Annotated in this window: 21 protein-coding genes and 1 pseudogene; 19 read left to right on the top strand and 3 right to left on the bottom strand. The window is 46.7% G+C overall.

Annotated elements, in window-relative coordinates; genetic code table 11:
* Positions 1-14: 14 nt before the first annotated feature.
* The 14 genes and pseudogenes from serC to cysM all read left to right on the top strand — a co-directional run bounded on the left by serC (position 15) and on the right by cysM (position 14533).
* Positions 15-1112 carry a 3-phosphoserine/phosphohydroxythreonine transaminase gene (gene serC, locus FD963_RS07950; RefSeq protein WP_215361731.1) on the top strand — a complete coding sequence of 366 codons (1098 nt, stop codon included), beginning with the start codon at positions 15-17 and terminating at the stop codon, positions 1110-1112.
* On the top strand, positions 1112-2191 hold the full coding sequence (gene pheA / locus FD963_RS07945) for a prephenate dehydratase (protein ID WP_215361729.1): 1080 nt from the start codon (positions 1112-1114) through the stop codon (positions 2189-2191). The genes serC and pheA overlap by 1 nt, the downstream gene beginning before the upstream one ends.
* A 54-nt stretch (positions 2192-2245) precedes the next feature.
* Entirely contained in the window at positions 2246-3364 is a 1119-nt protein-coding gene (hisC, locus tag FD963_RS07940) for a histidinol-phosphate transaminase (RefSeq protein WP_215361727.1), read from the top strand.
* Positions 3361-4242 (top strand): prephenate dehydrogenase/arogenate dehydrogenase family protein, encoded by an 882-nt coding sequence (locus FD963_RS07935; protein WP_215361725.1) that lies wholly within the window; start codon positions 3361-3363, stop codon positions 4240-4242. Before hisC ends, FD963_RS07935 begins: the two co-directional genes overlap by 4 nt.
* Before the next feature lie 8 nt (positions 4243-4250).
* Complete coding sequence (gene aroA, locus FD963_RS07930; protein WP_215363943.1) at positions 4251-5570, top strand: 3-phosphoshikimate 1-carboxyvinyltransferase; 1320 nt, start codon at positions 4251-4253, stop codon at positions 5568-5570.
* A gap of 14 nt (positions 5571-5584) precedes the next feature.
* The gene (cmk, locus tag FD963_RS07925; RefSeq protein WP_215361722.1) at positions 5585-6247 is read left to right on the top strand and encodes a (d)CMP kinase; all 663 of its coding nucleotides are present in this window, start codon (positions 5585-5587) and stop codon (positions 6245-6247) included.
* A gap of 136 nt (positions 6248-6383) precedes the next feature.
* Positions 6384-8057, top strand: a complete 1674-nt coding sequence (gene rpsA, locus FD963_RS07920; protein ID WP_072583667.1) for a 30S ribosomal protein S1 — start codon at positions 6384-6386, stop codon at positions 8055-8057.
* 52 nt (positions 8058-8109) lie between these two features.
* Positions 8110-8448, top strand: a pseudogene (locus tag FD963_RS07915) (integration host factor subunit beta); the annotation flags it as partial.
* A gap of 66 nt (positions 8449-8514) precedes the next feature.
* Positions 8515-9726: a lipopolysaccharide assembly protein LapB gene (gene lapB / locus FD963_RS07910; protein WP_215361720.1), complete on the top strand. Its 1212-nt coding sequence runs from the start codon at positions 8515-8517 to the stop codon at positions 9724-9726.
* Positions 9727-9741: 15 nt separating this feature from the next.
* Positions 9742-11106: a UDP-glucose/GDP-mannose dehydrogenase family protein gene (locus FD963_RS07905; protein WP_215361719.1), complete on the top strand. Its 1365-nt coding sequence runs from the start codon at positions 9742-9744 to the stop codon at positions 11104-11106.
* 11 nt (positions 11107-11117) lie between these two features.
* Positions 11118-12047: a D-glycero-beta-D-manno-heptose-7-phosphate kinase gene (gene rfaE1, locus FD963_RS07900; protein WP_215361717.1), complete on the top strand. Its 930-nt coding sequence runs from the start codon at positions 11118-11120 to the stop codon at positions 12045-12047.
* Positions 12044-13063, top strand: coding sequence for an ADP-glyceromanno-heptose 6-epimerase (gene rfaD / locus FD963_RS07895; RefSeq protein ID WP_215361716.1), 1020 nt, complete (start codon positions 12044-12046; stop codon positions 13061-13063). Before rfaE1 ends, rfaD begins: the two co-directional genes overlap by 4 nt.
* An 88-nt stretch (positions 13064-13151) precedes the next feature.
* Positions 13152-13580 (top strand): helix-hairpin-helix domain-containing protein, encoded by a 429-nt coding sequence (locus tag FD963_RS07890; RefSeq protein ID WP_215361714.1) that lies wholly within the window; start codon positions 13152-13154, stop codon positions 13578-13580.
* A gap of 41 nt (positions 13581-13621) precedes the next feature.
* Complete coding sequence (gene cysM / locus FD963_RS07885; protein WP_215357889.1) at positions 13622-14533, top strand: cysteine synthase CysM; 912 nt, start codon at positions 13622-13624, stop codon at positions 14531-14533.
* Here cysM and FD963_RS07880 read toward each other — a convergent pair.
* Positions 14530-15813, bottom strand: coding sequence for a lytic transglycosylase domain-containing protein (locus FD963_RS07880; RefSeq protein ID WP_251367210.1), 1284 nt, complete (start codon positions 15811-15813; stop codon positions 14530-14532). The genes cysM and FD963_RS07880 overlap by 4 nt on opposite strands.
* 50 nt (positions 15814-15863) lie before the next feature.
* Here FD963_RS07880 and FD963_RS07875 point away from each other — a divergent pair, with 50 nt between their 5' ends.
* The 5 genes from FD963_RS07875 to FD963_RS07855 are packed head-to-tail and all read left to right on the top strand — an operon-like array spanning position 15864 to position 22051.
* Positions 15864-16784, top strand: coding sequence for a histone deacetylase family protein (locus FD963_RS07875; RefSeq protein WP_215361712.1), 921 nt, complete (start codon positions 15864-15866; stop codon positions 16782-16784).
* A 36-nt stretch (positions 16785-16820) separates the two neighbouring features.
* The gene (locus FD963_RS07870; protein WP_215361710.1) at positions 16821-18473 is read left to right on the top strand and encodes an acyl-CoA synthetase; all 1653 of its coding nucleotides are present in this window, start codon (positions 16821-16823) and stop codon (positions 18471-18473) included.
* A gap of 55 nt (positions 18474-18528) precedes the next feature.
* Entirely contained in the window at positions 18529-19278 is a 750-nt protein-coding gene (locus FD963_RS07865; RefSeq protein WP_215361708.1) for an electron transfer flavoprotein subunit beta/FixA family protein, read from the top strand.
* Complete coding sequence (locus FD963_RS07860; RefSeq protein WP_215361706.1) at positions 19279-20214, top strand: electron transfer flavoprotein subunit alpha/FixB family protein; 936 nt, start codon at positions 19279-19281, stop codon at positions 20212-20214.
* 49 nt (positions 20215-20263) lie between these two features.
* Positions 20264-22051, top strand: coding sequence for an acyl-CoA dehydrogenase (locus FD963_RS07855; protein WP_215361705.1), 1788 nt, complete (start codon positions 20264-20266; stop codon positions 22049-22051).
* Positions 22052-22119: 68 nt separating this feature from the next.
* Here FD963_RS07855 and FD963_RS07850 read toward each other — a convergent pair whose 3' ends face one another.
* Together FD963_RS07850 and FD963_RS07845 are read right to left on the bottom strand one after the other, a co-directional pair.
* Positions 22120-22566: a hypothetical protein gene (locus FD963_RS07850; protein WP_215361703.1), complete on the bottom strand. Its 447-nt coding sequence runs from the start codon at positions 22564-22566 to the stop codon at positions 22120-22122.
* A gap of 38 nt (positions 22567-22604) precedes the next feature.
* Complete coding sequence (locus FD963_RS07845) at positions 22605-23135, bottom strand: META domain-containing protein (RefSeq protein ID WP_215361700.1); 531 nt, start codon at positions 23133-23135, stop codon at positions 22605-22607.
* Between the last annotated feature and the right edge of the window lie 108 nt (positions 23136-23243).

Genomic DNA, 23243 nt, shown 5'->3' with positions numbered 1-23243 from the left:
GACTAGGCCACATCATGACTTTTGACCGCCGCATTTTCAATTTCGCTGCGGGGCCTGCTACTTTGCCTGAAGAGGTGCTGAAGCAGGCTGCCGATGAAATGCTCAATTGGCGTGGACTCGGTGCTAGTGTCATGGAGGTCAGCCATCGCGGCAAAGAGTTTATGGCTCTCTATGAAGAGGTGGTGCAAGATTTGCGCACCCTCATGAGTATTCCTGATAGTTATGAAATTTTGCTTTTACAAGGTGGTGGCCTTGGGCAAAATGCAGCCATCCCCATGAATCTGATGCCTTTAGCTAAGAATGGGCCGAAGGCAGATTACATCGTTACCGGCGTATGGTCAGAAAAATCGTATAAAGAAGCGCAGAAGTACGGCATTGCAAATTTAGTCGCCTCTTCAGCAGCAGAAAAATTCAATACGATTCCCGCAAGGTCAACTTGGAAGTTATCAAGCGATGCTGCTTATGTTCTCTATTGCGCAAATGAAACGATTGGTGGTGTTGAGTTCCCAGCCGTGCCGGATGTTGGTGATGTTCCACTGGTTGCGGATATCTCGAGCAATATTCTTTCTAAAGAGATGGATGTAAACAAGTGCGCCGTTTGGTTTGGTGGTGCGCAAAAGAATATTGGCCCCTCTGGTGTGACCATTGTGATTGTGCGTAAGGACTTAATTGGTCACAGCATGGGCATTACTCCCACAATTTGGGATTGGGCTGTGCAAGCTAATACTCAGTCGATGATCAATACGCCGCCGACATTTTCGATTTATATGGCTGGCCTAGGCTTTAAGTGGTTGCTTAAGCAAGGCGGAGTGAAAGCCATTGAAAAGCATAATCAAGAAAAAGCCGATTTACTTTATAACTTTTTAGATCAAAGCAGCTTGTATGAGAATCGTGTCACCAAGGAATATCGCTCACGTATGAACGTGACTTTCTTCTTAAAAGATGAGAATCTGAATGCAGAGTTTTTGGCGCAATCGAACGCGGCTGGCTTGGTTGCCTTACGCGGCCACAAAGCTGCAGGCGGTATGCGTGCCAGCATCTATAACGCAATGCCTATTGAAGGTGTAAAAGCCTTAATTGAATTTATGCGCGACTTTGAAAGGCGGGCTTAATGAGTACTGAAGAACAGCGCTTAGCTCCCTTGCGGGAAAAAATTGATGCGCTCGATGCGCAGATTTTGGATTTGCTTACTCAGCGTGCACAAGCAGCGCAAGAAGTGGGTCATGTCAAAGGTGGCTTCTCTTCACCAGTCTTTCGTCCTGAGCGTGAGCGTCAAGTTGTAGCGCGTCTTCAAGAAATTAATAAAGGCCCATTACTTCCAGACGGGATTGCTGCCATCTGGCGAGAAGTAATGTCTGCATGCAGGGCTTTGGAAGCCCGCCAAACCATTGCTTACCTTGGCCCAGTCGGAACATTTTCTGAGCAAGCTGCACAGACTTATTTTGGACATTCCATCGCTGGCTTGCCTTGTGCCAGTTTGGATGAGGTTTTTAAAGCAGTAGAGAAGGGTGCGGCACAATTTGGCGTAGTGCCTGTTGAGAATTCTAGTGAAGGTGCGATTTCTCGCACATTAGATTTATTGCTGGACTCTTCTATGCGTATCAGTGGCGAAGTCGTATTGCCAATTCGTCATCATCTATTAACCAAGAGTGGCAAGCTTGATGGTGTAACTACCGTTTGTGCCCACGCTCAAGCATTGGCTCAGTGCCAGCAATGGTTAAGTGTGCACGCTCCACAATTAAAGCGTCAAGCAGTGAGCAGTAACGCGGAAGCAGCTCGCATGGCGGCAAGTGATCCTACCTTAGCGGCGATCGCTGGCGATCCCGCTCAAGAAGCTTATGGTTTGCAATCAGTGGCTGCACAGATTCAGGATGATCCGCATAATCGCACCCGTTTTGTTGTGGTCGGTAACTATGCCTGCCAGCCAACCGGTAAAGACCAGACCTCTTTGGTGCTCTCTGTTGATAATCAGCCTGGCGCCGTCCATCGCTTATTGGCGCCTTTAGCAAAGCATGGTGTATCCATGAATCGCTTTGAATCGCGTCCTGCACGTAAAGGTACTTGGGAGTATCACTTTTACATTGATATTGCTGGCCATGCAGATGATGCGAAAGTAGTGAAGGCGCTTGAGGAGTTAAAAGGGGTTGCAGCTTTCTATAAGAACCTTGGTTCTTACCCTCACTCTACTTAATCAAAAATTAACTGTAACTAACTTCGTATTAGTAAATAAATTAGTAAAGCTCGAATGACTTCTAAGATTGGCTTAAAACATATTCATGCGATCGCCCCTTATGTTGGTGGTCGCCCTATCAGCGAAGTTGCGCGTGAGTATGGCCTTGATGAAAATAAAATTGTGAAGCTGGCTTCCAATGAAAATCCATTGGGTATGCCAAAGTCCGCACAAGATGCCATGCTCAAGGCTGCAGGTGACTTAGGTCGCTACCCAGATTCCAATGGTTTTGAGCTAAAGAATGTTTTAGCTGATCGATTGGGTGTACCAACAGATTGGATCACCTTGGGCAACGGCAGTAACGATATTTTGGAGTTGGCTGCGCGTGCAGTGGCGCAAGCGGGCGATGAAGTGATCTTCTCAAAGCATGCTTTTGCTGTTTATCCTCTGGCTACCCAGGCCGTTGGCGCCAGGGCAATTGAAGTGGCTGCTACGGATATTTATGGGCACGATCTACCAGCCATGTTGGCGGCGATTAAAGCATCCGGAGATAAAGCCAAGTTAGTCTTTGTAGCTAACCCAAATAATCCTACAGGTAGTTACCTTACAGCTAAAGAGATTGAAGACTTTTTGCTTGCAGTGCCATCACATGTGGTGGTGGTTCTTGATGAGGCTTATAACGAATACCTCACCCCAGAGCAGCGCTACGATGCGATTGCTTGGGTGAAGCGTTTCCCAAATATGATTTTGTCGCGCAGTTTCTCTAAAGCGTATGGTCTTGCTGGCTTGCGTATTGGTTACGGTGTAGCTCAGCCGCACTTAACTGATCTTTTAAATCGTATTCGTCAGCCATTTAATGTAAATAGTCTTGCGCAGGCGGCGGCGATCGCAGCTTTTCAAGACAAAGCATTCTTGCAGCAAGGATTTGAGTTAAACCGCGCAGGCTACGGGCAGCTTACCAAGGCGTTTGATGAATTGGGCTTGCAATATTTGCCGTCAGCGGGCAACTTTGTCTTAGTAAGAGTAGGTGATGATGACCAGGCGGGTGCTCGCATCAATTTGGAGTTACTCAAGCGCGGCATTATTGTTCGCCCAGTCGGTAACTATGGCTTGCCGCAATGGTTACGCATTTCTATTGGCTTGCCGGAAGAAAATGCGGCTTTTATTGTTGCCTTAAAAGATATTCTTAAATGACCATCATTAATCCAGCAAGCAATTACGGCACTGTCACCATCGTTGGTGTTGGTTTGATTGGTGCGTCTTTAGGTTTGGCACTCAAAAAAGCCGGTGTGGTTACTAAGGTATTGGGTGTTGGTCGTAGCAAAGAAAATTTAGATCAAGCGCAAAAGATGGGTGCGATTGATGGTGTGGTTGATTTGGTTGAAGCGGCAAAACAATCTGATGTGATTGTCCTTTGCGTGCCAGTAGCTCAAATGCGAGCTGCCTTTGAGGTGATGGAGCCTCATCTTGAGCCTCGCACTATGATTAGTGATGCTGGAAGCACTAAGGGTGATGTCATCCTGGCTGCCAAAGAGGTGTTGGGCAAGAAGGCTTGTCAATTTGTACCAGCGCATCCGATTGCTGGTGGGGCTCAGCATGGAGCAAGTGCTGCTAAAGCGGATTTATTTCAGGGAAAGCAAACCATCATTTGCCCATTACAAGAGAACTCACCTGAGGACACGGCTTTGATTGCTGGCTTCTGGGAGAGTGTTGGCTCTGAAGTGAAAAAGATTGGCGTTGTTCAGCACGATGCGATTTATGCGGCCGTATCCCATCTTCCGCACCTCTTGTCATATGCCTTAATGGCTAGCGTGGTGAACTCAGAAGATGCCGAGCAAAAGTTGAGCCATGTTGGTGCCGGCTTTAAAGATTTTACGCGCATTGCTGCATCCAGCCCAGAGATGTGGCGCGACATTTGCTTAGGTAATCGCACCGCAATTCTGAAAGAGTTGGATCAGTATCTGTTGATTGTGAGTCACATGCGTAAACTGATTGCTGAGAACGATGGTCCTGGATTGGAAAAATTATTCAATAAGGCGAGTAAAGCACGTCAAGACTTGGATGTGCTTTGATGAGTGGATTGCCAGATATTAGTATTGGTCCATTCAAGCGAGCCCAGGGCTCGATTGTTTTGCCGGGGTCTAAGAGTATTTCGAATCGGGCATTGCTACTTGCAGCCCTTTCTTCTGGCACAACTACCCTCAAGAACCTATTGGATGCGGATGACACTCAGGTCATGCGCAATGCTTTGCGCAAATTGGGTTTATCAGTCACTGATCAGGGAAACAATACCTGTGTAGTAGAGGGTTGTGGCGGTCAATTCCCCGTGCGTGAAGCCGATTTGTTTATGGGTAATGCAGGTACTGCGATTCGTCCCTTAACTGCCGCGCTTGCAATGCAGGGTGGCAATTACCGCTTATCTGGTGTTGCGCGTATGCATGAGAGACCAATACGTGATTTGGTGGATGGTTTGCGTCAAGTGGGCGCAAAAATCGACTATGAATTAGCAGAAGGTTATCCACCGATCAAAATATCAGCAGCAGCGATTCAGATTAAAGATGTCGTTAAAGTGCGTGGCGATGTATCTAGTCAATTTCTAACTGCATTGCTCATGGCTTTGCCTTTGGTTGCGATAGAGCCGGTGCGTATTGAAGTGATTGGTGAGCTTATCTCACGTCCGTACATCGATATCACATTGAAGTTGATGGCGCGCTTTGGCGTAACGGTTGCTTGCCCTGATAAACAGTCATTCATTATTCCTGCAAAACATTCTGATGCCGTTTACAAGAGTCCTGGTCAGCTGTCGGTAGAGGGTGACGCTTCTTCTGCTTCCTACTTTTTGGCTCTAGGCGCCATAGGTGGTGGCCCACTTAAGGTGTTAGGTGTTGGCAAAGATAGTATTCAAGGCGATGTGGCATTTGCCGATGCGCTTGCACTAATGGGCGCAAAGATTAATGCTGGTGAAGATTGGATTGAAGTGTCTGGTGTGACAAATGCCAACGGCAAACTCAATGGGATCACAATGGATTGCACTGAAATTCCAGATGCGGCGATGACACTGGCTATTGCTGCATTATTCGCAGAAGGCCCAACGCGCTTGAATAGCATTGCTAGCTGGCGAGTGAAAGAAACCGATCGCATTGCTGCAATGGCTAAAGAGTTAAAAAAGGTTGGTGCGATCGTAGAAGAGGGCGCTGATTACATCGTTGTACAAGCCCCCACCTCTCAAAGTGATTGGAAGTCTCCAAGCGAGGGGATCGATACGTATGATGACCATCGCATGGCGATGTGCTTCTCGCTCGCTGCGTTTGGTCCAAATACACTCAAGATCAATGATCCGAATTGCGTAGCAAAAACCTTCCCCACCTATTTCGCGGAATTTGCGAAAGTAGTCAGTTAAGTCCGGCGCTACTGATGAACCTTCCACCAGTCATTGCAATTGACGGACCCACCGCTTCAGGCAAGGGGACAGTTGCTTCTCTTATTGCTGAAAAGTTGGGATTCCATTACTTGGATAGCGGCGCCCTCTATCGTTTGGTTGCTTTAGCAAGCGAAAAACAGGGAATTGACGTTAAAAATGGCCCAGAATTAGGCCTTTTGGTTCCTAAGTTATTGATTTCATTCAAAAATAGGCAGATTTTTCTGAATGGCGAGGATGTAACGGATGCTATTCGTACAGAAAGCATGGGATTAAGAGCCTCTGCTTTAGCCATCCACCCTGAGGTGAGATCTGCTTTAGTGGGTCTGCAGCGCAGTTTTCGCCAATCTCCGGGGCTGGTAGCCGATGGTAGGGATATGGCCAGTGTCATATTCCCGGATGCTGTTTTAAAGGTTTTCTTGACTGCAACAGCTGCCGCCAGAGCCGAGCGTCGCTATAAGCAATTGATAGCTAAGGGAATTTCTGCTAAACTTGAAGACTTGCTGCAAGATTTGCAGGAGCGTGATGCCAGAGACAGTAGTCGAGGTACCGCACCCTTGTTAGTTGCAGATGGTGCAAAAGTGCTTGAAACATCAGATTTGTCGATAGATCAAGCAGTTAAGGCGGTTTTAGATTGGTATCAATCAACAATCGCCTAGTTTGTAAGTAGTTAGCTGTAGGTAGTAGTTTTTGGTGTCTTAAGAAACTCCACAACGCGACTTTTCATTAGCGTGTTTCTTGAAGACTTTTTTAATCTAACCCGTCAGGCCTTCTGACGGCACAAAGTGAATACACATGTCTGAATCATTTGCAGAACTATTTGAAGAATCATTAACCCGATCGAATATGAAGACCGGCCAAGTTATCTCGGCTGAAGTTCTTCGCATCGACCATAACTTCGTCGTTGTTAACGCTGGCTTAAAGTCTGAAGCGTTTATTCCTGTTGAAGAATTCCATAACGACGCTGGCGAGATTGAAGTAGCTCCTGGCGATTTCGTTTCTGTTGCTATTGACGCTCTTGAGAACGGCTATGGCGACACCATCCTTTCCCGTGATAAAGCGAAACGCTTGGCATCATGGATGAACTTGGAAAAAGCGCTTGAGCAAGCTGAGATCGTTACCGGTACTGTTACTGGTAAGGTTAAAGGCGGCTTGACTGTAATGGTTAACGGTATCCGCGCATTCTTGCCTGGATCACTCGTTGATACACGTCCAATCAAAGACACCAGCCCTTACGAAGGTAAGACGATGGAGTTCAAGGTTATCAAGCTTGACCGTAAACGTAACAACGTAGTGTTGTCACGTCGCGCAGTGGTTGAAGCTAGCCAAGGTGAAGAGCGTGCTAAGTTGATGTCTAACCTTAAAGAAGGCGCAGTAGTTACTGGCCTCGTTAAGAACATCACTGATTACGGCGCATTCGTTGATCTCGGTGGTATCGATGGCCTCTTGCACATCACTGACTTGGCATGGCGTCGTGTGCGTCACCCAAGCGAGATGTTGACTGTTGGTCAAGAAGTTACCGCGAAGATTTTGAAGTTCGATCAAGAGAAGAACCGTGTTTCACTCGGCGTGAAACAACTTGGTGATGATCCATGGGTTGGTATCGCTCGTCGTTACCCACCAAACACCCGTTTATTCGGCAAAGTAACCAATTTGACTGATTACGGCGCATTCGTTGAAATCGAATCTGGTATCGAAGGTTTGGTACACGTTTCTGAAATGGACTGGACTAACAAGAACGTTGCTCCAAGCAAAGCTACTGCATTAGGAACTGAAGTTGAAGTAATGGTTCTGGATATTGATGAAGACAAGCGTCGTATTAGCTTGGGCATTAAGCAGTGCAAAGCGAATCCATGGGAAGAGTTTTCACGTGCCCAACAAAAAGGCGATAAGTTAACTGGCGCAATCAAGTCTATTACTGACTTCGGTGTGTTTATTGGCTTGCCTGGCGGTATCGACGGTTTAGTTCACCTCTCAGACATTTCATGGAATGAGCCAGGTGAAGAAGCTGTTAAGAAATACAAAAAAGGTGATGAAGTTGAAGCCACTGTATTGGCAATTGATGTTGAGAAAGAGCGTATCTCTCTCGGTATTAAGCAATTGTCTGGTGACCCATTCAACAACTACACATCTGTCAGCGACAAGGGTAGCCTCGTTACTGGTACTGTGAAAGCGGTTGATGCTAAGGGTGCAACCATTCACCTGGCTGATGAAGTTGAAGCTTACTTACGTGCCTCTGAGATCTCAACAGATCGCGTTGAAGATGCACGTAATGTATTGAAAGAAGGCGACAGCGTTACTGCAATGATCATTAATATTGATCGCAAGTCACGTGTTATCAATCTTTCAATCAAAGCAAAAGACAGCTCTGATCAACAAGATGCAATGAGCAAGCTCCAAGGTGATGCGCAGTCTGGCACAACCAATTTGGGTGCTTTGTTAAAAGCAAAATTGGATAATCAAGGCTAAATCAATATCGCCGCTTTCCACTAGGAGGGCGGCGATTTTTTATTGATAGATCATGACAGATCAAGAGCAACAAGCAATCACCCGCTCCGAACTAGTGGAGAGCCTCGCGGAACAGTTTCCGCAGCTTTTGCCTAGGGACGTGGAGTTGGCGGTAAAAACTTTGCTAGACACTATGACTCATGCTTTGGCTGAGGGTAAGCGAATCGAATTGCGCGGTGTGGGGAGTTTTGTGCTTCACCATCGTCCTGCTCGTACTGGTCGCAATCCAAAGTCTGGCGAGAAAGTATTGATTCCAGAAAAACGCGTTCCGCACTTTAAGCCTGGCAAAGAGTTGCGTGAGCGAGTAGATTACAAGCCTTTGAAGCAGGCGGGCCCCAAAGAGGGTTCTGGTGCCTAAGATTCAGGCTCAACCTCAGTGGTCCATTCGGGCCATTTTTTTATTTAAATTCTGCACGCGATGATTCAGATGGCTACTCCTTGGTTGCTGCTGCTACCAGTAATGTTTGGTATCGGTTGGTTAGCGGCGCGCTGGGATTTGCGTCTTGAAAACCGCATGGATGAACGTGAGCGCATGCGTCAGCAGCGCTCTACTTTTAAAGGTTTGAGCCTTTTGCTCAATGAGCAACCTGATCAAGCGATTGAAACCTTAGTCAAAATTGCCCAGTTAGATCCAGAGACCATTGAGTTACATTTCTCATTAGGCAATTTATTTCGCCGTCGCGGTGAAACAGAGCGCGCTATTCGCATTCATCAACACCTGGCTAATCGTGATGATTTAAAGCCTCGTGATCGTGATCACGCTGCCTATGAGTTAGGCCGTGACTTTTTACGGGCAGGTTTGCTTGACCGCGCCGAAGCCTCGCTAAATCGTGTCGGTGATGGCAAATATGCTGAGCCTGCAAAAGAGAGCTTGTTGGAGATGTATCAAATTGAGCATGATTGGAAAAAAGCCATCATTGCTGCAAGTGAACTAGAAGGGCTGCAAGATAAATCGCATCATACTGAAATCGCTCAATTTCACTGTGAGCTTGGTCAAGAGGCCTTACGTCGCAAAGACTTGGTTGAGGCGGAGCAATCCATCCAGCGTGCTCTGCAGGCTGTGCCGAATCATGCGCGTGCTTTGATCTTGCAAGGCGATTATTTGATGGCAATGGATCGTCCTGCTCAAGCGATTGAGGCTTGGAGTTTAATTGCTAGTTCTCATCCCGCTTATATGCATTTATTAGCCGATCGTTGGATGCTGGCTCATGCAGCAATTAATAAAGAGGACGAAGGTTTGGATCGCCTCTGTGAGTTGCTAAAAACTCAAGCCACTGGTGAGTTGCTCGATATTGTGCATAAGCACTTGATGAAAATTCGGGGCCCACAGGCAGCAAATGCGATGTTGTCTGATGTCATGCAGCATTCGCCGACTTTGATTGCGCTGTCTAAGATGGCTGAAACTCGCCTTGCATTGGAGGAGGGTAGCGCTAACCCAGAAAGACTGCTGGAGTTGCAGTCCATTCTGAAGCTTCTGCGCCAACGTACCACCAGCCTAGCCCGTTACACATGCGGCAATTGCGGCTTTAGAGCGAGAAGATTTTATTGGCAATGCCCTGGCTGTAATCATTGGGAGGCATACTCCCCGAGACGTAGCGAGGGTGCTGCACCTAGCGGCCCTTCCATGTAAAGATTTGGAGAGAAATTGAAAGTCACCATCATCGGTAGCGGTTACGTAGGTCTTGTTACAGGCGCATGCTTGGCCGAGCAGGGCAATAACGTTTTTTGTGTTGACGTAGATCCAAAAAAGATTGAGATTCTCAACTCTGGCGGCGTGCCTATTTATGAGCCCGGTCTTAAAGAGATGATTGAGCGCAACAGAAGTGCTGGCCGTTTGCAGTTCTCCACTGATATTGCTGCATCCGTTGCCCATGGTGATATTCAGTTCATCGCGGTTGGTACACCTCCGGATGAAGATGGCTCAGCTGATTTGCAATACGTCGTCGCGGCAGCGTGCAACATCGGTCGTCATATGACCACTCCTAAAGTGATTGTTGATAAATCGACTGTGCCAGTGGGTACTGCGGATAAGGTTCAAGCCGCAATTACCGAAGAGCTAGAAAAAAGAGGTTTACCTTCAGACTTATGTGCCGTGGTCTCCAATCCTGAGTTCTTAAAAGAAGGTGCAGCTGTCGAAGACTTTATGCGTCCTGACCGCATCGTGATTGGTACTGAAAATACTCCAGCAGGAATGCGCGCTAAAGAGCAAATGCGCAAACTCTATGCCCCATTCAATCGTAACCACGAACGCACCTACTATATGGATGTGAAGAGTGCTGAGCTGACTAAATATGCAGCTAATGCGATGTTGGCGACCCGCATCTCCTTTATGAATGAGTTAGCCAACTTGGCTGACTTAGTTGGTGCTGATATTGAACATGTGCGCCAAGGTATTGGTTCTGACTCACGTATTGGTTTTGGCTTTTTGTATCCCGGTACTGGTTATGGCGGATCATGCTTTCCTAAAGATGTGTCAGCTTTATCCAAAACCGCTAAAGAGCATGGTAGAGATCTCAAGATCCTTGATGCTGTTGAAGCTGTCAATGAATTACAAAAGTACATCTTGGTCGATAAGATCGAAAAGCGCTTTGGTAGTGACCTTATAGGCATGAAGTTTGCACTCTGGGGCTTGGCTTTTAAACCTAATACCGACGATATGCGCGAAGCGCCTAGCCGTGTGATTATTCAGGAATTAGTTAAGCGTGGCGCCCAAGTGGTTGCGTATGATCCGGTCGCCATGTCTGAAGCTAGTCATGCCCTGGAGCTCGACTTTAGAGGTAATCCAACAGGTCTTGCGCAAGTATCAATGACCGCTGATCCGATGTCAGCACTAACTGATGCTGATGCCTTGGTTATTGTGACGGAATGGAAGGCATTCCATACACCAGATTTTGACCAAGCCATGCAAAAACTCAAGCGTGCCATCATCTTTGATGGCCGTAACCTCTATGAGCCAGCTTCTATGCAAGAATTAGGTATTGAGTACCATGGTATTGGTAGACATAATTAAAGTAGATGCAAATGGAAAAAGCAAACCGAGAGCAGTTCTCTAAAGCCCGCCTATTAGTGGTGGGTGATGTCATGCTCGATCGCTATTGGTTTGGCGATACTAATCGTATTTCTCCTGAGGCGCCAGTTCCAGTGGTGCAGGTAGGTAAGATTGATGAGCGTCTTGGTGGCGCCGCTAACGTAGCGCGTAACGTGGCTGCACTCGACGCTAAAGCAACTATTTTGGGTATTGTTGGTAACGATGAGCCTGGTAAACGTGTAGTTGAGTTGTTAAAAGCTGGTGGTGTCGATAGTCAATTAGAAATTGATGCGGACGTTCCCACTATTGTGAAACTTCGTGTGATTGCTCGCCAGCAACAATTAATTCGCTTAGACTTTGAAGAAACCCCTAGTGCAAAAGCGCTTGCTCATAAATTAGAGCGTTTTGAAAAACTCGTTGGTGCTGCTGATGTAGTAATACTTTCCGATTACGGCAAAGGTGCATTGGGCCAAGTAGCTCATATGATTGAGCAAGCTAAAGCACAAAACAAAATGATCTTGGTTGACCCTAAGGGTGAAGATTATGAGAAGTATCGTGGCGCTACCGTTTTAACGCCTAACCGCAGTGAGTTACGCCAAGTAGTTGGCCAGTGGACTAGCGAAGAAGATTTGACCAAGAAAGCCCAGGACCTCAGAAAGTCTCTTGACTTACAAGCCTTGCTCCTTACCCGTTCTGAGGACGGAATGAGCCTATATACCGAATCCGGTGTGAGTCACGTTAAAGCGCAGGCGCGTGAGGTGTTTGATGTCTCTGGTGCTGGTGATACTGTAATTGCAACATTGGCTGTAGCCTTAGCTGCGAAGTGGCCTTTAGAAAAAGCCATGGCGCTTGCAAACCGTGCAGGTGGCATCGTTGTTGGTAAGTTGGGAACTGCAACCGTTACTTCAGAGGAATTACAGTGACTATTATCGTAACCGGCGCAGCTGGATTTATTGGCGCTAATATTGTTCAAGCGCTCAATGCGCGTGGTGAAAAAAATATCATTGCAGTGGATGATCTTCGTCCTGCAGATAAGTATCGCAATCTCGCTGATTTGGACATCATTGATTACCTCGATAAAGATGAGTTTTTAGAAGCATTTAGAAGTGGTCGCTTTGGCAAAGTTAAGGCCGTGTTTCATGAAGGAGCTTGCTCCGACACCATGGAAACAGATGGTATTTTCATGATGGCGAACAACTATCGCTACACCATGGACCTGTTGGATATTTGTACTGAGCAAAAAGTTCAATTGCTTTATGCCTCTTCTGCAGCAACCTATGGCGGTTCAGACGTATTTGTAGAGAGCCGTGAGCACGAGAAGCCCCTTAATATTTATGGCTACTCTAAGTTCTTATTTGATCAAGTGATGCGTAAGCGCTTTGCTGAAAAAGCCAATACAGCACAAGTAGTTGGCTTCCGTTACTTCAATGTCTATGGCCCTCGTGAGTCACATAAAGGCCGCATGGCTTCAGTTGCCTTTCATCAATATCATCAATACAAGGCTAATGGCCACGTGAAACTGTTTGGTGAGTACGGTGGTTATGCGCCTGGTGAGCAAAGTCGCGACTTTGTATCTGTTGAGGATGTAGTTAAAGTAAACCTCTTCTTCTTGGATCATCCAGAAATTAGTGGCATCTTCAATTTGGGCAGCGGTCGTGCGCAACCTTTTAATGATGTAGCGCATGCCGTCGCTAACTCTATGCGTAAGCTAGATAATGCAGCGCCTGCAACTCTTCAAGAATTGGTTAAAGAAAAAGCGATTGAGTACATTCCGTTTCCGGATGCGCTCAAAGGCAAATATCAATGCTTTACTCAAGCCGATCTCACCAAACTTAGAGCGGCTGGCTATACAGAGCCCTTCCTCAATGTAGAGCAGGGTGTAGGAAAATATATTGAGTGGTTGGAGGCCAATGCTGGTTTTCTAGCTAACCCCTTGTAAGTCAGTCAACAAAAGTAGTTTCTCCTCGTTGTAAACGATCCACGCGCACTTTGTGTCCGTGGATTTTTTATTTACCACAGGAGAGAAGATGATAAAAAATTTAACTTTAGGTACAGTTCAAAGTTTCGTTAGGGCTGTAGCGCTAGCATTGACTGTATTGGCTTCAAGCTCTGGAGCAGCTTACGCTTCACCCATTAATGTTAATACTGCCACTCAAACGGAGTTAGAGAGTATTAAGGGTATTGGCCCAGCTAAAGCAAAAACCATTATTGCTGAACGTTTGGACGGGGGTCATTTTCAGGATGCTAATGATCTGCAGAAGCGGGTTCGTGGCATTGGCATGAAATCAGTCGAAAAAATGGTCGATAACGGCTTAACGATTGAAGCTCCTAGTTCTTTTCGGGAGCCGAATGGTCGAACCAAGAAAGAGGGCGGGGCCTCTAGCCGACGCAATTCGCGTAATCAAGCTAGTCCTCGCAATCAGCAGGAGCGTTCGGGATCAGGCCGCAGAAATTAAACCCTTCCGTGTGTAAGGCGGCTTATGGCTAAAATGGCTTCATGAGCAAACCTTCCTACCTGACTATTTCGCAGACTGTGGGCAATACGCCTTTAGTTCGTTTGCAGCGTATTCCTGGTTTAGAAAACGAGAATCGCAATAATGTGATCTTAGGTAAGCTGGAGGGAAACAATCCAGCCGGGTCGGTGAAGGACCGACCTGCGCTGTCGATGATCTCACGTGCACAAGAACGCGGTGAAATTAAACCTGGCGATACTTTAATTGAAGCAACTAGTGGTAATACGGGTATTGCTTTAGCAATGACTGCAGCGATGCTCGGTTACAAAATGATTTTAGTCATGCCAGAAAATCAAAGTATTGAACGTCGTCAAAGTATGGCGGCTTACGGAGCTGAATTAATATTGACCGCAGCTTCTGGTGGCATGGAATTTGCCAGAGATTACGCCTTGCAGCTGCAAAGAGAAGGTCGCGGCAGATTGCTTGATCAGTTTGCTAACCCTGACAATCCTAGAGCACATATCGAAACTACTGGACCAGAAATTTGGCGAGACACGGATGGACAGATTACCCATTTCATATCCGCTATGGGTACAACTGGAACCATTACGGGAGTCTCCACTTACCTGAAGTCCATGAACCCTGCGATTCAGATTATTGGCGCACAACCAGAAGAGGGCTCTCAGATCCCGGGTATTCGGAAGTGGGCACCCGAGTACCTGCCCAAGATTTATCAAGGCGATAAGGTGGATTTGATTGAGTATGTTTCGCAAGCAGATGCAGAGGAGATGGCGCGTCGCTTGGCGGCGGAAGAAGGTATCTTCTGCGGCATCTCTGCTGGAGGTGCTTTGGTAGTGGCTTTGCGTATTGCACGCCAAGTTGAAAATGCTACGATCGTCTTTATTGTCTGCGACCGTGGTGACCGCTACCTATCAACTGGTGTTTTTCCAGCCTAAGACTTTACTTTTTTCTTAGCGCTGGATTTCTTAGTTTTAGACTTTTCAGTGCTTGCCTTAGATCCGCTAGCTTTGGCTGAGTTTTCTACTGGTACAACACTTTGGTTTTTATATCCTAAGGCTTCTGCAAACTCAGCAACACTTTGCGCATAAAAATAGCTACGGTTATATTGCACAATTGTCAGAAAATTATTTAAGCCAACAAAATATTGCACCTGATCTACACCATCCTTATCGGGATAGGGGAGGTCAACAATGAAGGCTTTGCTTTGAGGTTCTACGCCACCACTTTGTAGGTCACCTTGTGACTGAGTCAAGATTCCTTTTTCAATCAGCTCTTGTACGGTGAATTTCAATTGCGGTTCACCATCAGCCAGTGCTTTTGCGGCACCGATACCATTTTCTTGCACTGGAAACGAAATCGGCATACCTGGTTGCCAGCCATGTTGTTTCATGAAGTTGGCAACACTCGCAATAGCGTCCTTAGGGCTTTGCTTTAGATCAATTTGACCATCGCCATCTCCATCAACTGCAAAGCTACGAATACTGCTAGGCATGAACTGTGGCAGACCGATGGCACCAGCATAAGAACTATTCTGATTTAGGCAGGCATTAAAGCGTACGCTATTAATGCCTTGACTACTATTTTTGGAGGACAACTTGCCACCCGCCCCAGTCCAGCACATCAGAATGAGCTCTTTGAGTTGATCCTTGAAGAGTTGTTCACGTGCTGGCTTATTGGGAGTATCTGGGTAACTAAAGGCGAGGGTGGATAGAACATCTTTCACCCTGAAATTGCCAGTTTGGCGTCCATAGATGGTTTCGATGCCAATAATGGCCACAATAATCTCAGCTGGCACCCCTGACTCTTGCTCAACTTGGCTCAAAAAGGCCTGATTTTGGTCCCAAAAGGCCCTGCCAGCCTTAAGGCGCACGGGCTCAATAAAGCGTTTGCGATAAGCCAGCCAGTTCTTTTTAAAGGTGCCCGATGGGGGTAATACCAATTTCCGAATTGAGGGAACCGTTTTAGCATCTAGAAAGCCCATTTCTAGGGCTGGGAGTGGGATTTCTTGGTTTTGGGAGACCTGGGTAAGGAGTTCGTTAAGGTTCTGGCTAAAACGCGCCTCGGTAGCGGCATCGTCAGTCTGGTTTACGATGAGCTGTTGCGATTGGATTGGCTGCGTGGGGGTGCTAGAGCATCCCGCCAGCGCAAGAGTAAGTAGTAAGCAGGAGACACGAAAGTTCATGCCTAAGGTATTGGATTTTCGAATGTTGAGCACGTTTAATTAGATTATAAAAATTACAAATTTGCTATTAAGGATTTCGAGTAATGACAACAGGATACATAACTCATCCAGACTTTCTGAAACATGAGATGGGAAGCCATCATCCAGAGTGTCCGGAGAGAATTCAGGCGATCAATGATCAATTGATTCGCAGCGGTGTTGATCAATTTTTACATCATTTAGATGCGCCATTGGCAACTGAAGACCAACTTGAATTAGTGCACAGTCCTGACCATGTTTCTTTTGTTCGAGATCGCGCCCCAGAGAGTGGATATTTCATGCTCGATGGTGACACCATTATGAATCCCCATACCTATAGGGTGGCGCTTAGAGCTGCAGGCGCTGCTATTGCAGGCGTGGATGCGGTGATGAAGGGTGAAGTTGAGAATGTCTTTTGTGCTGTAAGGCCCCCAGGCCATCATGCCGAACCAACACGTTCTATGGGGTTTTGTTTATTTGATAACGTGGCGATTGCTGCACGATATGCAATGGAAGCATACGGCATTGAGCGTGTTGCCATCATTGATTTTGATGTCCATCATGGCAACGGTACTGAAGCCGCTTTCTTCAATGACCCTAATGTTTTGATGTGTAGCTTTTTTCAACACCCTTTTTATCCCTACAGCGGTCTTGATCATGCGAACAATATGGTCAATGTACCCTTACCCGCTGCGACTCGGGGCGATGTAGTCCGCTCCATTGTTGAAGAGCAATGGTTACCTGCTTTGCGTAACTTTGAGCCTGAGCTCATCATGATTTCAGCGGGCTTTGATGCTCATCGCGAAGATGATTTAGGGCAGATGGGCTTGGTAGAGGATGACTATGTCTGGATTACCAAGCGTTTAAAAGAGATTGCTAACGACTATGCGCAAGGACGTATTGTGAGTTGCTTAGAGGGTGGTTACAACCTCTCGGCATTGGGCCGTAGCGTAGTGGCCCACATTAAGGCGCTTGCAGATATTTAACAAAGAATTTAGTAAAACAGAAATAGAAAGCTGAAGATGGCAAATATTTATGAACAAGGTTTGGATCGCAATCAAGCTAATCACACCCCAATTACTCCGCTCTTATTTTTAGAGCGCTCAGCAGAAATTTATCCCAATAAAACTGCTGTTATTCATGGGAAGTTGCGTCAGACCTGGAGTCAAACATATGAGCGTTGCCGTCGCTTAGCTAGCGCTTTACAAAAACACGGCATTGGCTTGGGTGATACGGTGGCAGTGATGTTGCCTAACACCCCTCCAATGGTAGAGGCTCACTTTGGTATTCCAATGGCGGGCGCGGTTTTGAATGCTCTGAATACTCGTTTGGATGCAGAGACTGTGGCCTTTATGCTGAATCATGGTGAAGCCAAGGTAGTCATTGTTGATCCTGAGTTTTCGGGGATGATGAAAAAAGCGCTTGAGATTGCTAAGAAAGACTCTGGTCGTGACATTTTGGTAATCGATGTCGAAGAAAAAGAATTTGATGTGCCGGGCGAAAAGTTGGGAACGCTTACTTATGAGAAATTACTCTCCGAAGGGGATCCTAACTTTGCATGGCAGGTTCCTGCAGATGAGTGGCAAGCGATTTGCTTGAACTACACGTCTGGCACTACTGGCAATCCTAAGGGCGTGGTATATCACCACCGCGGTGCTGCAATTAATGCCGTTTCTAACGTGCTGGACTGGGATATCAATAAGCATCCCATCTATCTCTGGACTTTGCCAATGTTTCATTGCAATGGTTGGTGCTTCCCATGGACAATCGCTGCTCGTGCTGGTGTCAATGTTTGCTTACGTCGGGTTGATGCACAACATATTTTTTCGGCCATTAAAGAGCATGGCGTTACCCACTATTGTGCGGCACCTATCGTGCATAACTTGTTGGTCAATGCGCCGGATGAGCTGAAGGTGGGAGTGCCTACAGGCGTCAAAGGCTTGATCGCGGGCGCCGCACCACCTGCATCCATTATTGAGGGTATGGAAAAGTTAGGATTTGATTTAACTCATGTCTATGGGTTGACTGAAACCTATGGACCGGCAGCTGTGTGCGTTAAACAGGATGAGTGGGATGATGTCGATATCGGCGAGCGTGCTCGTTTGAATGCGCGTCAAGGTGTGCGCTATCACATGCAACAAGCGATAGCTGTCCTTGATCCAGAAACCATGCAGGCAGTTCCAGCAGATGGTGAAACCATGGGTGAAATTATGTTCAAGGGCAATATCGCCATGAAGGGATATCTGAAGAACGAAAAAGCTACCCAAGAGGCATTTGAGGGCGGCTGGTTTCACTCGGGTGATTTAGCGGTGATGAATCCAGATGGCTACGTCAAGATGAAGGATCGTAGCAAAGACATCATTATTTCTGGAGGGGAAAATATTTCCTCTGTAGAGGTTGAGGATGTTCTCTATCGACACCCGGCTATTAACGCCGCTGCGGTGGTTGCTAAGCCCGATCCTAAGTGGGGCGAAACGCCTTGCGCCTTCTTAGAAATTAAACCTGGCTCAGAAGTGACTGCCGAGGAGATTATTGCCCACTGTAAGCAGCATTTGGCAGGCTTTAAGGTTCCTAGGGCGATTGTGTTCTGTGAGCTGCCAAAGACCTCCACTGGCAAGATTCAGAAGTTTGAGTTGCGTAAGCAGGCTGGATCTGCCACTGCTATTGATGTCTAGAGTGAGACCTTAAGGGCGGATAAAATAGATCGTTAACCATTATTGAGAATTCCAAATGAAAATCTTAGTAGCTGTAAAACGCGTTGTTGATTACAACGTCAAAATTCGGGTGAAATCAGATAACTCTGGTGTTGATTTAGCGAACGTCAAAATGAGTATGAATCCCTTTGATGAAATCGCAGTAGAGGAGGCGGTGCGCTTAAAAGAGGCGGGTGTAGCAACTGAGGTGGTAGTGGTTAGTGCTGGTGCAACCCAGTGTCAAGAAACGCTCCGTACTGCATTAGCTATTGGCGCTGATCGTGCAATCTTGGTGGAGACGGAAGCAGATCTACAGCCTTTAGCAGTGGCAAAGATTCTCAAGGCACTCTCTGATAAAGAGCAAGCGCAAATTATCATCCTTGGTAAACAAGCGATTGATGATGATAGCAACCAAACTGGTCAGATGTTGGCAAGTCTTCTAGATATTCCACAGGCTACATTTGCATCTAAGGTTGTGGTTGCAGATGGCAAGGCCACTGTGACCCGCGAAGTTGATGGTGGTTTAGAAACTATTGCACTATCTTTGCCAGCAGTGATTACCACTGACCTGCGTTTGAATGAACCACGCTATGTCACTTTGCCGAACATTATGAAGGCCAAGAAGAAAACAATTGATATCGTCAAGCCTGAAGAATTGGGTGTCGATATTGCTCCACGCCTGAAAACACTTAAAGTTGAAGAGCCGCCAAAGCGCTCTGCTGGTGTGATGGTTGCTGATGTGGCAGCCCTTGTAGAAAAACTCAAAAATGAAGCGAAGGTGATCTAAATGGCTGCACTTGTTATTGCTGAACACGACAATCAATCTTTAAAAGTTGCAACGCTTAACGCTGTAGCAGCTGCTTTGCAGTGCTCTCCTGAAGTGGATGTGCTCGTTGCTGGTAGTGGTTCTGATGCTGCCGCAGCTGCCGCAGCTCAAATTGCTGGTGTACGCAAAGTGATTCAAATTGATGCCGCTAATTTGGCTGATCAATTGGCTGAACCTTTGGCTGCGCAGATCCTCTCCATTGCGAATGGCTATAGCCATATTCTCGCCCCAGCAACAGCTAATGGAAAGAATGTTTTGCCACGCGTTGCTGCTAAGTTAGATGTAGCTCAGTTGTCTGACATTACCAAAGTCATCTCTGCGGATACTTTTGAGCGTCCAATTTATGCGGGTAATGCGATTGCAACCGTGCAATCCACTGACCCAATTAAAGTGATTACTGTGCGTACTACTGGTTTTGATCCAGTTGCCGCTACTGGTGGTTCGGCTGCTGTAGAAAAAGCTGCTGCTGCTGATAGTAAGGCTTCATCATTCTTTGTTGGTCGTGAGCTGACCAAATCGGATCGTCCAGAGTTAACCGCCGCCAAGATTATTGTTTCTGGTGGTCGCGGTTTGGGTTCCGGTGAAAAGTATCAGGAGCTCATTGCACCTTTGGCTGACAAGCTCGGTGCTGCTTTGGGCGCATCTCGCGCAGCTGTTGATGCGGGTTACGTTCCTAATGACTATCAAGTGGGTCAGACAGGCAAGATTGTCGCTCCACAGCTCTATATCGCCGTTGGTATCTCTGGTGCCATTCAGCATTTAGCTGGTATGAAAGATTCCAAAGTGATCGTCGCAATCAACAAAGACCCAGAAGCACCAATCTTTGGTGTTGCTGATTATGGTCTGGTAGCCGACTTGAATACTGCAGTACCTGAGTTAACCAAAGCGCTTGGTTGATTCACTTAGTTGATGAATTGAGAATCAAACCGAATAAAGAGGAGTGGTAATGTCATACGTAGCCCCAGTGAAAGATATGTTGTTTGTCATGAATGAACTAGCTGGGCTATCGGATGTTGTTGCCTATCCTTCTTATGCTGAGGTTGGCGCTGATGTTGATCTTGCGCCGGCTATTTTGGAAGAATCTGCTAAATTTAATCAAGACGTTGTTGCACCCCTCAATTGGGCTGGGGACCAAAACCCAAGCGCCTTAAAAGATGGTGTAGTGAAAACTACCCCGGGCTTCAAACAAGCTTTTGAGCAATATGCCGCCGCAGGATGGCAGGGTGTCATTCATCCGGCAGAGTTTGGCGGCCAAGGCTTACCAAAATTGATCTCTACTGCTTGCCTAGAGATGGTGAATGCAGCCAATCTTTCTTTTGCACTCTGCCCATTACTTACTGATGGTGCTATTGAAGCTCTCTTAACTGCTGCTAGCCCTGAACTTCAGGAGCAATATGTTCCGAAGATGATTTCTGGTGAGTGGACTGGAACAATGAATTTGACTGAGCCGCAAGCTGGCTCTGATCTTGCGATGGTTCGCTCACGCGCTGTTCCAGAGGGTGACGGTACTTACAGGATTTTTGGAACCAAAATTTATATCACCTATGGTGAGCACGATATGGCTAAGAATATTATCCATTTGGTGCTAGCAAGAACGCCTGATGCACCAGAGGGTGTAAAGGGTATCTCATTATTTGTAGTGCCGAAGTTTATGGTGAACAAAGATGGTTCATTAGGTGAGCGTAATGATGTTCATTGCGTTTCGATTGAGCACAAGTTAGGTATTAAAGCGAGTCCAACAGCGGTTCTACAGTTTGGTGATCATGGTGGTGCGATCGGCTACTTGGTTGGCGAGGAAAATCGCGGTCTTGAATATATGTTCGTGATGATGAATGCAGCTCGCTTTGCAGTAGGTATGCAGGGTGTAGCGGTGGCGGAGCGTGCCTACCAAAAGGCAGTTCAATATGCAAAAGATCGAGTACAGAGCCGTGACCTAGCAGGTTCACCAGGCCCGGTAGCAATCATTCATCAGCCGGATGTAAAGCGGATGCTCATGACAATGCGTGCGTACACAGAAGCTTCGCGTGCATTGGCTTACTGCGCCGCTTCTGCTTATGACGCACAACATGCTGCTCCTGATGAATCCGTACGCAAAGCCAATCAAGCTATCTATGAATTCTTAGTCCCAATCGTTAAAGGCTTCTCAACAGAAATGTCGATTGAAGTCGCTAGCCTGGGAGTTCAAGTGCATGGTGGCATGGGCTTTATCGAAGAAACTGGCGCAGCGCAGTATTACCGTGATGCCCGCATCTTGACGATTTACGAGGGCACCACTGCAATTCAGGCGAATGACTTAGTCGGTAGAAAAACAGTACGTGATGGTGGGGCGATTGCCAAAGAGCTTTCACAAAGAATTACTGCTACTGAAAATGATTTGGCTGCCAGTGGAAGCGCTGATGCTAAAGCGGTACTCAAGCAACTCACCTTAGCGCGCGCCGCCTTCGAGCAGGCCGTTGCCTACATCGTTACGAATGCAAAGACGGACATCAAAGCGGTCTATGCAGGTAGCTTTGCTTACTTGCGCTTATCTGGCTTGGTATTGGGCGGTTGGCAAATGGCGAGAGCGCTGTTAGCTTCCGAGCGTCTACGTGATGGCGATCCAAAATTCTATGATGCAAAGATTGCTACAGCCCGTTTCTTTGCTGAGAATCTCATGCCTCAAGCACAAGCTCTAGCAACTTCGATTGTTGAAAGTGGCTATTCCACCAATGCTTTAGAAGTTGAGCAGTTCTAAGGAGCTGTAAAAGAGGATAAAAAAACCGCTCTTAAGAGCGGCTCTTGCAAAATGAAAGCTATCCGCAATTATTGGGATAGCTTTTTGGCTTCATGAATTTGAGAAATAAAAAATTGCTCAAAAGAAATGGCCAAAAAAGTCATCATCACACCGGCACCCAATACCAAAGAGAAAATCACTGTCAGTATCTCGAGCCAGCCAGAGCGGCTGCGTCGGTGTTCTTCAATGCCGGGATTAAATTGGGCATCCCACTTCTCATCCAAGCGAAGACCAAAGGCAATAGTTGTTAACCAGCTTGCTTCAATAGCCATAAAACCAAAAGTAACGAGCACCCATCCTGGCGCAGAATGAAAGCGAGCATCTTTCAGAATGACCCAGCCTGCTGCGCCACCTATTAGGGCAAATAACTGAACCCATGCCCAAAAAGATTTAATCCCTTGCAAATAAAAACAATTGAGACCGCTGCCGGGAAGGAGTAATCCGAGTGCGCAAAAAAGAAGTTTGGATTTTTTCATGAATCTTTCAGTGATATTGCTAGTGAATAATTGAGTGCTTATTTATTGTTGTTTGGCTTTTGAATAAAACTGAGTACTTCACGATCAGTGCCGATCATGAGTAATTGATCACCATTACGCACAATGCTGCGATAGTCATTTAACTCGTAGAGGAAATCATTTTCCAATTCCATACGCTGAGGGTTGCAAGCCATCTTGGTGCTGGCGATTTGCTTAAGAGAAAAACCGCGGGCGTCTTCATCAAGGGTTGCAGTAAACCGATTGCATCCTGTCGAGCCGCTCAGCCGTTGTCCGCTAGCATCAAAAATGATTTGAATCGGGTTGCTGGCATCGCCTTGCGGAATTTGGCGGGTGCGCACCTCTCCATTGCTATTGGGGGGTAAGTTCCAGCGGGTCAGCTCCCATTTGGTATTTTTAAGTTCGCTGCTTGGCGGGCTTATTTTTGCTCCACATGGAGGGATGACGCTTGCGCAGCCGCTTAAAAGTCCAAGACTTAGGCAAGAAAGCGTCAGAAAGAACCCTTTTGAAGGCTTTCTGAGGAAGTCTAAAAGTCTGAATTTAAGGACCATATTTACCTAAGTTATTGTTTTTAATATATTTTTTATCTAAGTGCACATTCTATTCTACTGTCTTAGATGCTTAAATAGGTGGAAGAAGTAGGGGTTTTCGTCTAGAAT

The sequence above is a fragment of the Polynucleobacter sp. JS-JIR-II-50 genome (genome assembly GCF_018687895.1).
Classification (GTDB): Bacteria; Pseudomonadota; Gammaproteobacteria; order Burkholderiales; family Burkholderiaceae; genus Polynucleobacter.
The sequence above is the reverse complement of the archived record's forward strand: the minus strand, read 5'-3'. Positions and strand labels throughout refer to the sequence as shown.